Genomic DNA, 13,720 nt, shown 5'->3' with positions numbered 1-13,720 from the left:
TAGTTCGTGAGGTAGCAATGGGCCGATTTCGGGGGGATGTCGGTCAAGCGTCCGGGCTTGGCGGCGTCGCGTCATCGAGCGAGCGCAGCCAAGCAAGCCTTTCTCCCAGCCTTCGCTCGACGCCCTGTCCGTTGGCTGGTACCAGCCCGGCCGCGCCACGCCCTCGGGAAAATACGTTTGCCCAGCGGCATAGCCGTTGGGCTCATCATGCGCGTAGCGGTAGCCTTCGCGATAGCCCATCTGCTTCATCAGCTTCGTCGGCGCATTGCGAAGATGGAGTGGCACTGGCTGGGAACCGCTGCGCTTGACGAATGCCTTGGCCTGATCCCAGGCCGCATAGGCGGCATTCGACTTGGGGGTCAGTGCGAGGTAAGTCACCGCCTGGGCCAGCGGTATCTCACCTTCGGGTGAGCCCAGCCTGTCGTAGGCCAGCGCGGCATTGAGTGCCAGTTGCAGCGCCTGCGGGTCGGCATTGCCGATGTCTTCGCTGGCCATCACCACCATGCGGCGGGTCACCTGGCTTACGTCGCCGCTGCCGTCGAGGATGCGGGCCAGCCAATACAGGGCCGCATCGGGGTCGGAGCCCCGTAGCGACTTGTGGAAGGCTGAGAGCTGCCAGTAGAACTCGTCACCGCCCTTGTCGAACCTGCGCAGCGATGGACTGGTGGACAGCCTGGCAAACTCGCCATCGACCACGGTCTTGCCAGCGCCCGACGCCGCATTCGTCACCTGCTCAAGCAGATTGAGGAAGCGCCTGCCATCGCCATCGGCAAAGCCCTTGAGCAGGTCAAGCGCGTCCGCGTCCAGCGTGACGCCCTGGAGATGCGGCAGTGCGCGTTCGTAGAGCTGGTTCAGTTCGTCGCTGGACAGCGGTTCGAGGGTATAGACCTGTGCGCGCGAGAGCAGTGCGGAATTGACCGCCAACCCCGGATGCTCGGTCGTCCCCCCCACCAGGGTCAGGAGACCGGACTCGACATGGGGCAGCAGGGCATCCTGCTGCGCCTTGTTGAAGCGATGGATCTCATCGACGAAAAGCACCGTCGATCGACCATGGTTGTCCAGTTCAGCCTGGGCCTCGTCGATGGCTTGCCGGATGTCCTTCACCCCGGCCAGCACGGCCGAGATGGCGATGAATCGGCTGTTGGTCGCACTGGCGGCCAGGCGCCCCAGGGTGGTCTTGCCCACGCCTGGCGGCCCCCAGAGGATGAACGAGTGCAACTTGCCCGCCTCGAACGCGAGACGCAGCGGCTTGCCGGGGCCGAGCAAGTGCCGTTGCCCAACGAATTCATCCAGCGCCTTGGGCCGCAGGAGTTCGGCCAAGGGAGGCTTGGGCTTTGTCGTGAATAGATCGGCCAAGTTCCTCACCCTGGCATTTGTGATAGTTGACGTTCCGATAACGTTGGCACCTCAATCCAGGGAGCCGGATTTGTCCAACGCCGTGGGCTCTTTGTCGGCAATCGCATGCATGATGATGCGAGAGCCGCGGTAGCCGATGCTGTGGTTCCATACCCAGCTCAAAGCGACGCTGAGCCGTTCTCCACCAGCGAGTAGCACAGGCTGGCAGGATCGAAGCGATCGACCTCCTTCTCCGTTTCCTGCGTCCACGGAAGAAGTCTCAAACGGATGCCGGATACGACCGGGCCGGGAGGAACAAATCCATGCTTGAACGGATTTTCGCCGCACGGCTCTCCCGTCTCGGAATCCAGCGAAGCGCACCAGAGATACGTCGAGAACTCGGTGTGCTTTTCGCAGTGCAGGTCTCCTTCATCCCATGTCACGCCGTGAAGCGGCGTAGCATGGTCGGGTTCGGCAACGCCGAAGCGATGGGACAACTCGCTCATCGCCATCTGATCCCTGGCCTGGTCGCCTTCGGTCATGAAAGCGAGCTGCAATATGCCGCGGGGGGCCTGAATCAACAGATGCGGGCGCGCGTGCACTTCACCCGCGGCGGCAGCACGATCGGTATAGGCCGGCATGCCGTACACGGTGGCGGTCGCAGTGGGGTGTACGGTCGTCGTATTGATGTTGGCCGGCTCTTTCACAACGACCTCATTTCCTCTTGGTGAAAAAACACGCTTCAAAGCAAATGCCCGCAGCCATGCGTTTGGCACATGGCTGCGGGCCATCTTCATGAGCGGGCACCGCTCTACACGGTCCGTCCAATAGGCTGGCCGTCTAGAGGCTTGTGCTGGCCTTTTCAGAACGCCCTCAGCTTCCGGGCTTTCAGACGAAGGTGTACGCGCAGACCTTGTTGCCCGCCGGATCACGCAGGTAGGCCGCATAGGCACCCGGCAGGTGGCCACGCGGGCCGGGCTGGCCCTCGTCGGTACCGCCTGCGGCAAGGCCGGCGGCGTGGAAGGCGTCCACTTCGGCGGGAGTGGCGGCCGCAAAGCCGACCGTCACGCCGTTGCTGGAAGACGCTTCACCATTGCCCGGACGGGCGATGATGAAAGCCGGCTTTTCGCGACCGAAAAGCACCCATCCGTTGCCGAAAGGACCGAGGTTCTTGATGCCGAGAGCACCCAGAGCGGCGTCATAGAACGCGGTCGACTCCTGGAGGTCGGCGGCGCCGACGAAGACGTGCGAGAAGATGCCGTCGCCGGAAATGACAGGATTGGACATGGTTGATTTCCTTGGTGGCTGATGTTGAATGGATAGTGGGTGATCAGTAGTGGATCACCGTGCGAATCGACTTGCCTTCATGCATCAGGTCGAAGGCCTTGTTGATGTCGTCCAGGCCCATGGTGTGGGTGACGAACGGGGCGAGATCGATCTCGCCTTTCATTGCGTCTTCCACCATGCCGGGAAGCTGAGTGCGGCCCTTGACCCCACCGAACGCCGAACCCTTCCAGGTGCGACCGGTGACCAACTGGAACGGGCGGGTCGAAATTTCCTTGCCAGCACCAGCCACGCCGATGACGATCGACTGGCCCCAGCCGCGGTGGGCAGCTTCCAGAGCCGAACGCATCACGTCGACGTTGCCGATGCACTCGAAGGTGTGATCGACACCCCAGCCGGTCATCTCGATCAGAACCTCGTGAATCGGCTTGTCGAAGTCCTTCGGGTTGAGACATTCGGTCGCGCCGAAGGTACGAGCCAGTTCGAACTTCGCCGGATTGGTATCGATGGCGATGATGCGCCCCGCTTTGGCCTGGCGTGCACCTTGAATCGCAGCCAGACCGATGCCGCCGAGGCCGAAGATGGCCACCGAGTCGCCGGGCTGTACCTTGGCCGTGTTGTGCACGGCACCGATGCCGGTGGTCACGCCGCAGCCCAGCAGGCAGACGTGCTCGTGGTTGGCGTCCGGGTTGATCTTGGCCAGCGAGACTTCGGCGACGACCGTGTATTCGCTGAAGGTCGAGCAGCCCATGTAGTGGTAAACCGGCTGACCGTTGTACGAGAAGCGAGTCGTACCATCGGGCATCAGCCCCTTGCCCTGGGTTGCGCGAACCGCGACACACAGGTTGGTCTTGCCGGACTTGCAGAACAGGCACTCGCCGCATTCGGCGGTGTAGAGCGGAATGACGTGATCGCCAGGCTTCACGCTGGTCACACCTTCACCCACCTCCACGACGATACCCGCACCTTCATGACCCAGCACGACCGGGAAGATACCTTCGGGGTCCTCGCCCGACAGGGTGAAGGCGTCGGTATGGCAAACGCCGGTATTCGTGATCTTGATGAGCACCTCGCCCTTGCGTGGTGGCTCGACGTCGATCTCGACGATTTCCAGCGGCTTTCCTGGCCCGAAGGCTACTGCTGCACGTGATTTCATGATGTCGCTTCCTTTACTGCCTAACTGAATTTGCCCTCATCGAGGGCACCCTGGTGCCTCTATCGCAGATAGGAGCGGACGATAGAGATGGTCTCGTCAATGGACTTGTTCTGCGAATCGCTCCTGATTTCGCTACTGGGAAATTCTTCCCGCAGATAGCTCTCCAGAACGGTTTCCATCCATCCGTTGACTGCTCCGCGAACGGCCGCAAGCTGCTGAGCAGCTGCAGGGCATTGCGCACCTGCATCAAGCGCTTGCTCAAGAGTCGCTAGGCGACCTGATGACCCGAGTGGCGAGCTTTCCGCAGTGCAGGCAACATCTGTCCGTCCCAGTCACGATCGACCGCAACCTGGGCCTGTTCTTGGTTTCGTTCCAGTGCCTCAACGTCAAGATCACTGATCGCCCATGTCTGCGTGCCGCAAGTAGTCGCGAGAATGCCGTCCTCGGGGAATCCACGATCCATGGGTGCATAGATCGTGGCCTCGCCAGTGTTCGTGTCCAGCGCCGGACTCCAGTCAGCGGCTCCCGTCGTCACGGCCTGTGCGACGAACATCCGGTTCTCCAGTGCCCGCGCCATGCAGCCCACACGAACCCGGGTTGCACCTGCCCTCGTGTCCGTACAGCTCGGGACCAACAGCAGGCGTGCACCCGCCTCTCGCTGGGCTCGCACGGGCAATGGAAACTCACTGTCGTAGCAAACAGCGATGCCGGCACGCACGCCATTCAGGTCGAACACCTTGAGTTCGTCGCCCCCCTCGATGACGCCAGTGTCTTTCTCGAACCCCGTCAACTGCAATTTGTCCTGGTAATCACGCGTGCCGTCCGGCGCAAACCACCACGCGCGGTTGCGATAGCGATCCGGTCCAACCCGGGTCAAGAACGTACCAGCCTGAATGGTCATGCGCAGCTCGCGCGCCAGGTCGGTGTACAGGTCCAGCCACGCAGGCTGCAAGGCCTGCAGCGCGGCCAGCGAGGCGTTGAAATCCTGGCGGATGCCAGGCTCGAACATCGCAGCCAGTTCGAGGGACAGATATTCGGGCAACACGGCCAGTTCCGCTCCGGCACGGCTCGCCTCCTCCAGAACCTGCCGCTGCCGCGCTGCGAATGCCTCGAAGTCCGTGGGCTGACCCACGGCGTATTTCGCAACTGCTACTTTCATTTCGCGTTCTCCAGGGGGCGCAGCCACATCGTGAGCGTCTGCTCGGTTTCGCTCGGCTCACTCACCTGTTTCCAGGGCAGCGTAACCTTCATGTCCGACTGCCGCACGTAGCCACGACGGGTCCAGAAGGGATCATTACTGCGGTAGTTGGAAGGACGCCGGGGATCGTCGTCTGCTCGATCCACCGACGCGAACGATGTCCACTGCATGCCCCCCAACGAACGGGCATGCGCTTCGCGTTCGTCAAAGAAGCGATGGCCCAGGCCAAGGCCCCGGAAGGCCGGAAGCAGGACTGATTCGCCGCAGTAGAACACTGTCTCCATCGGGATTCCTCGATCGGCGAACGGCACGTGGAAGGCCGGCTCCGCATCGCCGAGCGGCAATCCCGTGGACGCACCCACGACCACGTCATCAGCGAGCGCGAGTACCAGCAGGCTGTCTGCCGAACGGGCGTACATAGCGAGGTAGTGCTTCTCGTATTCGGTGTCGCCCTCGTACAGGTAAGGAAAGCTGCGGAAGACGCTCGCCCGCAGGCCTGCCACGGCATCGAACCATTCGGCAATGTCCGGACCACGACGAACCAGCACCTGCACGTCGCTGGTCATCTCAGGCGTCCCCTCCAACCTGTGCGATCCAGTCGCCGAGGTTGTAGTAGTTGGTGACACGAGCGATCTTGCCATCGCGGATGTCGAAGAACGCGCCACCCGGCAGCACGTAACGCTGGCCCTTGGCTTCCGGCAGCCCGTCGTCCGTCACTTTGTATTCGCCATGCACCACGTACTCCGCGCCTGCGCGCAGGCCGTCGGCGCTGACCATCACCACGATCCCGCGCAGTTGCTCGCCATAGCAGCGGTCCATGCGCTGCAGGAAGGCGCGGAAGGCTTCGCGACCGACCTCACGAGCGCCCTGGTTCAAGTCGTGCGCGACGTCATCGGTCAACATGGACAGCATGGCCTCGCGGTCGCCGCGGTTGAAGGCGTCGTAGTAGGCAGTGATTAGAGTGGCAGCGTTCATTCGCGTTCCTTATTGGGTTGTTCGGAGCGGAGCATTCCGGGGTGCTGTTAGTCTGGGCAACCGCTCCCCGCTTGTATATGGAATTGTTTCGATTTTATAATTTCACAATATGGAACAATCAACGAGCAGCAGAACCGGCCATGAGGCGTGCGTCATGAACAAGGAAATGGAACTACTGCGTATCTTTCGGGTGGCGGCCGAAAGCAGCAGTTTTCGCGATGCGGCCGCCCGGCTGGGGACTTCTCCGCAAGGTGTAACCCGTGCCATCCAGCAACTGGAGCAACACTACGGCGAGGTGTTGTTTCATCGAAGCACGCGCCAGGTGCGCATCACCGCCTTCGGCGAAGGGCTGCTAGACCGAGTGCGCCCCGCATTGGAGCAGTTCGAGGATCTGTGGCGAACGCCTGGCTCCGACCAGCAGGCCTCTCTGTCCGGTACGGTTCGCATCACCGCACCGCACAGCCTGGGCACCAGAGCGGTGCTACCGGCACTGGAGCGCGTGGCCGAGCGTCATCCGGGCATCACGCTGGATGTGCGCCTGTCCGATCGCATCAGCAATACGGTTGACGAAGGGATTGACGTCGGGATCAGGGTCGGATTCATGCGCGATAGCCGCTTCGTCGCACGCAAGGCCGCCGACATGAGACTCCCCATCGTTGCCGCTCCGCGCCTGATCAAGAAAGTGGGCGTACCTGCAAAAATCGATGCGCTAAGCAGCCTGCCAGTTACCGTGGCCTTGGATATCAATACCGGCCGTCCCTGGCCTTGGCACTTCAAGGCGGGACGCCAGTGGACACCTACCGCACCCACTCTCGTCGCCGACAATGCCGACATGGAAATGGGAGCGGCGCTGGTCGGGATCGCGTTCGCGCAACTGGCGGACTACATGGCCGCCCCCTACATTGCCAGCGGGAAGCTCGTGCAAGTGCTGGAGAACGAAGAACCTCCGGCATGGGGGTTGTACGTCTATCGGCCTCAGCGTGGCCCAATTCCGGGAAGGGTTCGAGCGGTATTTGATGAAATGCTGGTCGCCGTTGGATCGTTGCCAGCTTTGCCCTGACGCGTCGCAAGACTCTGTAGGGCACACACCTTGAAAAGCGGGGCACTGAGGCTCGGTGGCTCACCCCTCCGGTTGAATGGTAATCCCCCGGCGAATTCAACGTTGAAGTGCAATGTGGTTGGGGTTGAAGAATACCTCGCTTGGGGTTAGGTAGCCGAGCCTCTTTCTGGGCCTGTCGTTGAGACGATCCTCGGCGGCTTGTAGCTCTTCCATGGTGATGGTCGAGAAGTCGCGGCTGCGCGGGAAATACTGTGGCAGCAGGCCGTTGAGGTTCTCGTTGCAGCCGCGTTGCCACGGGCTGTGCGGATCGGCGAAGTAGATCGCAGCCTTGAGTGATCTCTCCAGCCTGCGGTCCTCGGCGAACTCGCTGCCTCGATCGAAGGTGATGGTGTGGATGTAGTCGGCCAGCCGATCCATGCGGCACTCGATGGCTTGCGAGACGGCATCGGCGGTGCCGTCCGGACTCCAGGTCAGGCGCACGAAGCCGCTTCGCCGCTCGACCAATGTGATCACCGCGCCCGTGCCGCGTGCGGGACGCACCGAGTCGCCTTCCCAGTCGCCAATGCGGCTTCGCTCGGCGACTTCAGGCGGTCGAGCCTGAATCGGCTTGCGGTCGGCGAAGCGGCCCGTGCGGCGCTGGCCGTAACCGCGACGCCGCTTCGGTTGCCGCAAGTGCGAGTGCAAGCCGAGCTCGCGTGCATACCGGTAGACCGTCGTGTGGCTCACCTTGCCGGCTTTGAGCGGTTAAGCATGTTGCCCTCCTATTTGTTCCATATTCAGGAATAGCTTAATCCAATAATTTCCATTTATTGAGATCAATCATGGGGCTAAGATTTGTTCACTGCCAGGTTAATCAGCCATGGCGAAATACAAACCCGCCGATGAGGTTCTCAACATGAGCAATAACATTTCTGGAAAAGTTGTCGTTATCACCGGCGCCAGCAGTGGCTTGGGTGAAGCGACTGCACGCCACCTTGCTGCGCTTGGCGCGCGCGTAGTGCTGGCCGCACGCCGCAAAGATAAACTCGACGCATTGGTGACTGAGCTGACCAATGCAGGTGGTCAGGCAATCGCGTATCAGACCGATGTCACCTCTCAGGAAGAAGTCAAAGCGCTCATTCAAGGTACCGTGGACACCTACGGGCGCATTGATGTACTGGTCAACAATGCCGGGCTGATGGCGATTGCACCGCTCAGTGATGCTCGCACTGACGAGTGGGATCGCATGATCGACATCAACATCAAGGGGCTGCTGTACGGAGTCGCGGCTGCATTGCCGGTCTTCCAGAAACAAAACAGTGGCCACTTCATCAACATCGCATCGGTTGCAGGCCTGAAGGTATTCAGCCCTGGCGGCACGGTGTACAGCGGCACCAAGTTTGCTGTACGGGCCATTTCCGAAGGACTGCGTCACGAAGTCGGTGGCAGCATTCGCACCACGACTATCGAACCGGGTGCTGTGGACTCCGAGTTGAAATTCGGCAGCACCCACCAACAGAGCCGCGATTTCGTGGTGGACTTCTACAAGCATGCAATTCCCGCTCAATCCGTCGCTCGGGCTATCGCCTTCGCAATTGAGCAGCCTGCTGAAGTGGATATTAACGAGATCGTTCTGCGCCCAACGGTGCAGGAATTCTAATGAGCTTAGGGCCTGCCGCTTCGGCGTCAGGCCCCGCTTATATCGAGTGAAAAGCTGTGTGAATCGCCCCCTGGTTCTGTAGTTACCAGATAACCGCGTTTGGCCGGTTTGAGTTTGTTGCATCAGATGGGTGTCGGCCAATAGCCGCCATTGTGTTCCCGGTGAGGCTTTGCCTGCGCGTAGTCCGATGCAGCAAGGAAACCCCCAGGTGTTGTTCGAGCATTTTTACCTGCTTTCCCACCAACTGAGGGGATAGGTTGAGGTCATCCGCAGCAGGGCTGAATGATCCCAGCTCTGACGAACGTAGCCATCTGGGTCGGGCGATCCATTAAAAACTCTCTGTTTCAAATATTACGTCATAGTAGGCCTTTATCCGCTACCAACCAATGATTACATTTTATTCACTCTTCGATTAGCCGCAGACCTTTCCTGCGCACTTCGAAGCCCATTCAAAAACGAGGTATCCGCAATGGCACGCATTGTCAGAATCCATGAATACGGTGACGCCAGTGTTCTGAAGCTGGAAAATTTGGACGTATCGGCACCGGCGGCAAACGAGGTGCAGATTGGCGTCAAAGCGATTGGCTTGAACCGAGCCGAGGTGATGTTTCGCAATCACGCATACCTACAGGAAGCCGAGTTCCCTAGCCGCCTGGGCTACGAGGCCGCAGGCATCGTGGTTGCAGTGGGTAGCGCAGTAACCGGGATCAAGGTGGGTGATGCAGTCGCTCTCATCCCGCCTCTGGACATCGCCCGTTGGGGCACCTACGGAGAGCTGGCCAATGTACCTGCTCATCTGGTGGTGAAGAGCCCCGAGAGGTTGTCCTTTGAAGAGGCTGCTGCGTCCTGGATGCAGTACGTCACCGCCTGGGGTGCACTCATCGAGCAGGCCAAACTCGGGCAACACGACTTTGTCCTTGTCACCGCGGCATCAAGCAGTGTCGGTCTGGCTGCCTTCCAGATAGCACGCATGGTCGGCGCCACACCAATTGCAATCACGCGAACCCGTGCGAAGAAACAGGCCCTTCTGGATGCTGGTGCCGCGTATGTGATCGTGAGTGACGAAGAGGATATCGTCGAGCGCGTGATGGAGATAACGGCCGGACAAGGCGCCCGCGTTGTGTTCGACCCGGTTGGCGGGCGGTCCTTCGAGCCCCTCACGCAGAGCATGGCCCGAGGTGGCATTCTGCTGGTATACGGTGCACTCAGCTCGGAACCGACGCCATTCCCGCTGTTTACCGTGCTGGGCAAAAGCCTAACCCTCAAGGGCTATCTCTATGCAGAAATTGTGGCCGACCCAGAAGTCCTTGAACGTGCCAAGGCGTTTATTCTGCAGGGGCTGGAGTCTGGAGCACTGAGCCCGATAATCGCCAAGACCTTCCCTCTGAGTGACATCCAGGAAGCCCATCGTTTCCTTGAGGCCAATCAGCAGATTGGAAAGATCGTGGTGACAGTCTAATCGCCATTTCTGGGGCTGAGAGCAGAATCTTTCGGCCCCAGTTCAACCCGTCCAACTGACCGCTTTTGGCCGATAGCGGACATAGGCCCCGCGGCGAATGTCCACCTCTTCTTTGGCGATTCGGTCAGAGCTCAATTCAATCTGATCAACTGCCTACCAGCTTGTCGACTTCGCCTGCGAAATGATCTTGGGATCTGGGAAGCTACCCTTGAGAATGCACCGACGCGACCGCGATGCCGGCCGGATTTCCCCTCAGGCGCTATGCAAGTCTACAATATACCGTCAAGTACCCAACGGATCGGCTAGCGATGACTCCACCCTGACGCTTGATTGAAGAAGCGACCCAGACACATAGGTCTGGAAGGGTGCCTGTTTCTTTCGTTTGGCGCGCACGGCTGTGCGCGGAGATCATTTTCTATGTCTGCAATTTATCCCCTGCGCCAGCAATGGCTCGGTAACATCCGTGGTGACCTGCTGTCGGGCATTGTCGTTGCGCTAGCCCTGATTCCTGAGGCAATCGCGTTTTCCATCATCGCCGGCGTCGACCCAAGGGTAGGTTTGTATGCCTCGTTCTGCATCGCCGTCATCACCGCCATCGCCGGTGGCCGCCCTGGCATGATCTCGGCTGCGACCGGCGCCATGGCGTTGGTGATGGTCACGCTGGTGCGCGAGCACGGCATTCAGTATCTGTTTGCCGCCACCATCCTGGCCGGCGTCCTGCAGATGCTGGCCGGCGCCCTGCGGTTGGGCTCGCTGATGCGCTTTGTGTCGCGCTCGGTGGTGACCGGATTTGTGAATGCACTGGCGATTCTCATTTTCATGGCGCAGCTTCCCGAGCTCATCGGCATGCCGTGGATGGTGTATGCGATCTGTGCTGTGGGTCTGGCAATCATCTACCTGCTGCCGCTGCTGACCAAAGCCGTTCCTTCGGCATTGGTGGCGATCGTGGTTCTCACGGCCGCTTCCATGTATTTCGGCTTCCAGGTACGCACCGTAGGCGACATGGGGGCGCTGCCTGACAGCCTGCCGTCGTTCCTGATTCCGGATGTGCCATTCACCTGGGAAACACTCCAGATCCTGCTGCCGGTTTCGGCGACTTTGGCGGTCGTTGGCTTGTTGGAATCGCTGATGACCGCGCAGATCGTCGAAGACATGACCGATACCCCGAGCCAGAAGAATCGCGAATGTGCGGGCCAAGGCTTGGCTAACACCGTAACGGGCTTCTTTGGGGGCATGGCAGGCTGTGCAATGATCGGCCAGTCGGTGATCAACATCACTTCCGGTGGCCGGGGCCGTCTCTCGTGCCTTGTGGCCGGCGTGGTTTTGCTCCTTCTGGTTGTTTATGGGTCAAACCTGGTGAGTCAGATTCCAATGGCCGCACTGGTCGCAGTGATGATCATGGTCAGCATCGGCACCTTCAGCTGGCGCTCGCTGCGCGAGCTGGCCATTCATCCCAAGAGCTCTTCGGTCGTGATGATTGGCACGGTCATCGTGACCGTGGCTACCCACGACCTCGCCAAAGGCGTGTTGACAGGCGTGATCCTGTCGGCGGTGTTCTTCACCCGCAAGGTCGGCAAGATGCTGATCATCGACGACACCCAGGTCGAGACCGACTCGCGCGTCTACGTTGTGAAGGGGCAGGTGTTCTTTGCGTCTTCTGGACAGTTCGTGAGTAGCTTCAACTATCTGGATGTCCCCAAGGAGGTCATCATCGATCTGAAGGACGCCCACTTCTGGGACGTGACCGCCGTTGATGCGCTCGACCGGGTAGTGATGAAGCTGCGCGAGCACGGCGCGACCGTTGAGGTGTTCGGTCTCAACGATGCAAGTGAGACCTTGGTAGACCGCTTGGGAAAGCATCGTACGCCAGGCGCCACACGGTCGTCGGGTCATTGAACAGATGAGCGAAGCGGGCACCGAGGGGTGCCCGCTTCCTTTTCGGCAGTCATCGAGTTGACATATGGCAAGGCAATACTTCGATTATTCTGGATAAATGGTTGCGATGACATGCGTCCCCTGAATGTTCTGTTCCTTTGCACAGGCAACTCGGCGCGCAGCATTCTTGCCGAAGCACTGGCCAGCCATTTAGGGCGCGAACGTATCCGCGCTTACAGTGCGGGCAGTCATCCCAAGGGCGTAGTTCATCCGTTGGCCCTGCAGGTGCTCTCGGAGATTGGCTTCGACGTTGCCGGGCTGTCGAGCAAGCCGTGGGATGCATTCGCAGGTCCGGAAGCACCGCAGATGGATCTCATCGTAACGGTGTGCGATCGTGCCGCGGGTGAAGCGTGTCCCGTGTGGCCGGGCCACCCGGCTACCGCCCACTGGGGCATCCCCGACCCGGCCGCAGTGCAGGGCAGTGCTGATCAGGTCCATAAGGCGTTCCTGAGCACGCTTCACCAGCTCCAGCACCGTCTCGGATTGCTGTTGGCGCTTAAGCCTGAAGCGCTGGACCGCATGGCCCTGCAATCGCAGGTGCGGGCGCTGGGCAATGGCGCCGAGGCTCACGCGCCAGATAACACCGGAGAAGCCTCCCCGATGTAGTCGCTGATCTGCCTTACTGCCTCGCGCGCGTATCGGGTCACCCCGATCAGCGTGGCCGATGCTGCGCCATTCCAGTCGCCATAGCCGAGCAGCCAAACCGATGGCGCTGCGACCGACCGAACCTGGGTGTCATCCACGTCGATCCGACCACGAGCGTTGACAATGCCCAGTCCTTCCAGGTGCGACAATACCGGCCGGAAGCCGGTGCACCAGATCACCGCGTCGAAGTTGCGTTCGCTGCCATCTGCCCACTGCATGCCGGTGGCGGTGAAACGGACGGGTGGCGGCATGGAGACCAGTACACCGCGGCGCCGTGCGTCCACCACCGGCGGCACCATCACGATGTCGCCAAAACCATCCCGCTGAATATCCGGCTCACGTCCTTCCTGCTGAGCCCTCCACTTCTCGGTTGCGCGTGCGAACAGAACGCGCCCGTCGACATCGTCGGCCAGGAAGGCTGGCGCCCGCTGGGTGATCCACGTGGTCTTGGCCACCTTGGAGACCTCGGCCAGAATCTGTGCGCCTGAGTTGCCGCTGCCGATGATGGCCACGCGCATTCCGGCGAAGGGTTCGGGATGGCTGTAGTGGGCCGAGTGCAGCTGCACGCCGCCGAAAGCGTCCAGACCTTCATATCCGGGCGTGCAGGGATGCCGCCACGTACCCGTGGCGCTGATCACTGCACGTGTCTGCCACTGCCGGCCGTCATCTGCTTCCACCCGCAGCCGGCTCCCCGAGCGGCTGATGCGTTTCACCTGCACGGGACGGATGACGGGCAGCGCATACTTATGCTCGTAGCGCGCGAGGTAGTCGAGCACTTCCGCCTGCGACGGGCACGGTTCCCGGGTAGCAGGCATCGGCCAACCAGGAATCGAGCTCCAGCCCGCCGGCGAGAACAGATGCAGGGATTTCCACGCATGCTGCCACGCCCCGCCAGGTGACGTTTCGGCATCAAGAATCACATAGGACAGCCCGCTGCGACGCAGGAAGTAGCCAGCCGAAAGACCCGCCTGGCCACCTCCGATCACCACGACATCGACGCTGTCCATCGGGACTTCCTCATGCTGCAGCACCTA

13 protein-coding genes and 3 pseudogenes are annotated in these 13,720 nt (G+C 60.8%); 5 read left to right on the top strand and 11 right to left on the bottom strand.

Going from position 1 to position 13,720, the window contains the following annotated elements; translation table 11 throughout:
• Positions 1–43: 43 nt before the first annotated feature.
• The 8 genes and pseudogenes from EGJ34_RS01800 to EGJ34_RS01765 form a co-directional block, all read right to left on the bottom strand.
• Positions 44–1,356: pseudogene (locus tag EGJ34_RS01800) on the bottom strand (replication-associated recombination protein A).
• Positions 1,357–1,517: 161 nt separating this feature from the next.
• Positions 1,518–2,042: pseudogene (locus tag EGJ34_RS01795) on the bottom strand (DUF3422 family protein); the annotation flags it as partial.
• A 181-nt stretch (positions 2,043–2,223) separates the two neighbouring features.
• A complete protein-coding gene (locus EGJ34_RS01790; protein WP_024957960.1) occupies positions 2,224–2,622 on the bottom strand; it encodes a VOC family protein in 399 nt (132 codons plus the stop codon).
• A gap of 43 nt (positions 2,623–2,665) precedes the next feature.
• The gene (locus EGJ34_RS01785; RefSeq protein WP_024957959.1) at positions 2,666–3,775 is read right to left on the bottom strand and encodes an S-(hydroxymethyl)glutathione dehydrogenase/class III alcohol dehydrogenase; all 1,110 of its coding nucleotides are present in this window, start codon (positions 3,773–3,775) and stop codon (positions 2,666–2,668) included.
• 59 nt (positions 3,776–3,834) lie between these two features.
• Positions 3,835–4,107, bottom strand: a complete 273-nt coding sequence (locus EGJ34_RS01780; RefSeq protein ID WP_050426966.1) for a metal-sensing transcriptional repressor — start codon at positions 4,105–4,107, stop codon at positions 3,835–3,837.
• On the bottom strand, positions 4,044–4,934 hold the full coding sequence (locus EGJ34_RS01775) for a carbon-nitrogen hydrolase family protein (protein WP_024957958.1): 891 nt from the start codon (positions 4,932–4,934) through the stop codon (positions 4,044–4,046). Before EGJ34_RS01775 ends, EGJ34_RS01780 begins: the two co-directional genes overlap by 64 nt.
• Positions 4,931–5,539: a GNAT family N-acetyltransferase gene (locus EGJ34_RS01770; RefSeq protein ID WP_125358459.1), complete on the bottom strand. Its 609-nt coding sequence runs from the start codon at positions 5,537–5,539 to the stop codon at positions 4,931–4,933. The genes EGJ34_RS01775 and EGJ34_RS01770 overlap by 4 nt, the downstream gene beginning before the upstream one ends.
• Before the next feature lies 1 nt (position 5,540).
• Positions 5,541–5,948 carry a ketosteroid isomerase-related protein gene (locus EGJ34_RS01765; protein WP_024957956.1) on the bottom strand — a complete coding sequence of 136 codons (408 nt, stop codon included), beginning with the start codon at positions 5,946–5,948 and terminating at the stop codon, positions 5,541–5,543.
• 154 nt (positions 5,949–6,102) lie between these two features.
• On the opposite strand from EGJ34_RS01765, the gene EGJ34_RS01760 reads away from it, so the two are divergent.
• Positions 6,103–7,008, top strand: coding sequence for a LysR family transcriptional regulator (locus EGJ34_RS01760; protein ID WP_125358457.1), 906 nt, complete (start codon positions 6,103–6,105; stop codon positions 7,006–7,008).
• A 96-nt stretch (positions 7,009–7,104) separates the two neighbouring features.
• Here the strand turns inward: EGJ34_RS01760 and EGJ34_RS01755 are convergent, their stop codons facing one another.
• Positions 7,105–7,734: an IS30 family transposase gene (locus tag EGJ34_RS01755; RefSeq protein WP_024957954.1), complete on the bottom strand. Its 630-nt coding sequence runs from the start codon at positions 7,732–7,734 to the stop codon at positions 7,105–7,107.
• Positions 7,735–7,903: 169 nt separating this feature from the next.
• Here EGJ34_RS01755 and EGJ34_RS01750 point away from each other — a divergent pair, with 169 nt between their 5' ends.
• Positions 7,904–8,647 (top strand): SDR family oxidoreductase, encoded by a 744-nt coding sequence (locus EGJ34_RS01750; protein ID WP_033835953.1) that lies wholly within the window; start codon positions 7,904–7,906, stop codon positions 8,645–8,647.
• Positions 8,648–8,807: 160 nt separating this feature from the next.
• Here EGJ34_RS01750 and EGJ34_RS01745 read toward each other — a convergent pair.
• Positions 8,808–8,972, bottom strand: a pseudogene (locus tag EGJ34_RS01745) (LysR family transcriptional regulator); the annotation flags it as partial.
• 144 nt (positions 8,973–9,116) lie between these two features.
• Here EGJ34_RS01745 and EGJ34_RS01740 point away from each other — a divergent pair.
• The 3 genes from EGJ34_RS01740 to EGJ34_RS01730 all read left to right on the top strand — a co-directional run bounded on the left by EGJ34_RS01740 (position 9,117) and on the right by EGJ34_RS01730 (position 12,647).
• Complete coding sequence (locus EGJ34_RS01740; RefSeq protein ID WP_024957952.1) at positions 9,117–10,106, top strand: zinc-dependent alcohol dehydrogenase family protein; 990 nt, start codon at positions 9,117–9,119, stop codon at positions 10,104–10,106.
• 417 nt (positions 10,107–10,523) lie between these two features.
• Entirely contained in the window at positions 10,524–12,002 is a 1,479-nt protein-coding gene (locus EGJ34_RS01735) for a SulP family inorganic anion transporter (protein ID WP_032964208.1), read from the top strand.
• A 111-nt stretch (positions 12,003–12,113) separates the two neighbouring features.
• Positions 12,114–12,647 (top strand): arsenate reductase ArsC, encoded by a 534-nt coding sequence (locus tag EGJ34_RS01730; RefSeq protein ID WP_125358454.1) that lies wholly within the window; start codon positions 12,114–12,116, stop codon positions 12,645–12,647.
• Here the strand turns inward: EGJ34_RS01730 and EGJ34_RS01725 are convergent.
• Positions 12,608–13,693 carry an ArsO family NAD(P)H-dependent flavin-containing monooxygenase gene (locus EGJ34_RS01725; RefSeq protein ID WP_033834879.1) on the bottom strand — a complete coding sequence of 362 codons (1,086 nt, stop codon included), beginning with the start codon at positions 13,691–13,693 and terminating at the stop codon, positions 12,608–12,610. The two genes, EGJ34_RS01730 and EGJ34_RS01725, sit on opposite strands and share 40 nt — an antisense overlap.
• Positions 13,694–13,720: the final 27 nt, after the last annotated feature.

The sequence above is a fragment of the Stenotrophomonas sp. 278 genome, from assembly GCF_003935715.1.
GTDB classification, from domain to species: Bacteria; Pseudomonadota; Gammaproteobacteria; order Xanthomonadales; family Xanthomonadaceae; genus Stenotrophomonas; species Stenotrophomonas maltophilia_AH.
This window is presented reverse-complemented; position numbering and strand designations above follow the sequence as displayed.